This is a genomic window from Alcanivorax sp. HI0044, from assembly GCF_001634945.1.
On the sequence record NZ_LWEZ01000052.1, the window covers coordinates 1 to 917 of the forward strand.

At 57.9% G+C, this 917-nt stretch carries 1 protein-coding gene; it reads left to right on the forward strand.

The window, feature by feature from the left end; all coding sequences use genetic code 11:
• Positions 1 to 837 (forward strand): polysaccharide biosynthesis protein (locus A3730_RS00610; RefSeq protein WP_197477204.1); only part of this gene is annotated, 837 nt, incomplete at its 5' end.
• Between the last annotated feature and the right edge of the window lie 80 nt (positions 838 to 917).

Below are 917 nucleotides of genomic sequence, written 5' to 3' on the forward strand. Positions count from 1 at the left end.
GCCTACAAGCATGTGCCGATTGTAGAAGCCAACCCGTCTGCTGGCGTGCGCAATAACATTCTGGGCACGCTGGAAGCGGCACTGGGTGCAGAAGCCGCCCAGGTTAAGCACTTTATTCTGGTGTCGACGGATAAGGCGGTGCGCCCTACCAATGTGATGGGGGCCACCAAGCGTTTTGCGGAACTGGTGCTTCAGGCCATTGCCGCGCGGGGCTCGGAGACGGTGTTCTCCATGGTGCGATTTGGCAATGTTCTCGGCTCGTCCGGTTCGGTGGTGCCCCTGTTTCGTGACCAGATTCAAAAAGGCGGGCCGGTCACCGTGACTCACCCTGATGTGATTCGCTATTTCATGACCATTCCGGAAGCTTCCCAACTGGTGATCCAGGCGGGTGCCATGGCCCAGGGCGGTGAAGTCTTTGTGCTGGATATGGGCGAGCCAGTGCGCATTGTGGACCTGGCGCGGACCATGGTGCATTTGATGGGCATGTCCGTGCGGGATGAGAAGAGCCCGGACGGTGATATCGAGATTGCTTTTTCCGGCCTGCGGCCGGGTGAAAAGCTCTATGAAGAGCTGCTGATCGGTGATTGCAGTANGCGTACCGAGCACGAGATGATCATGCAGGCCCATGAAGAAAAGCTGGAATGGGATGAAATCTCTTTCGCTCTTGAAGCCTTCCGCAAGGCGCTAAGTCGCGCCGACAGGGATGCCCTGCGGGCTTTGCTGCGCAGCTATGTGAATGGGTACGAGCCGAGCGGAGTGAGCGTCGAGGCGCCCAAAAGTGCGCCTAGCCGTGAATTGCCGACAATGGTGGCGAAAACCGCCAGCGCGGTTGAATAGCTTTTCCTGATAATGTCGGATGACGCCTTTCAGGCTAATCCGACCTACAAACCCTGACGTTGAAGCCGCCGCGGTTGTTT